We start from the raw sequence: 404 nt of genomic DNA on the forward strand, positions 1-404 counted from the left end.
TTGCCGGCGCTGGCTTCGCTGGCCTTCGTGGCCACCACCGACCGCGTGAGCCACGACATCGCGCCCGAGCCGCGCCTCTGGATCACCACACTGAGCCTGTACCTGCTGACCTTCATCATCTGCTTCGACCATGAGCGCTGGTACCGCCGCCGGCCGGTGGCGCTGGCCTGCCTGGTGGCGGTGCTCCTCCTGGCGGCCAGCGGCGACCTGGCCGGCTGGCTCGGGCTGGACTGGGACATCGGCTTGACCGAACTGCGCTGGAGCCATTTCGCAGTCATGTTCCTGATCTGCCTGCTGTGCCACGGAGAACTGGTACGCGCCAGGCCTCGCGAGCATCGCCACCTCACCGACTTCTACCTGTGCATGTCGCTGGGCGGCGCCTGCGGCGGGCTGTTCGTGGCCCT

At 68.6% G+C, this 404-nt stretch carries 1 pseudogene; it reads left to right on the forward strand.

Going from position 1 to position 404, the window contains the following annotated elements:
- Positions 1-404: pseudogene (locus AC0IZJ_RS28365) on the forward strand (hypothetical protein); the annotation flags it as partial.

Source organism: Roseateles sp. AC306, assembly GCF_979253795.1.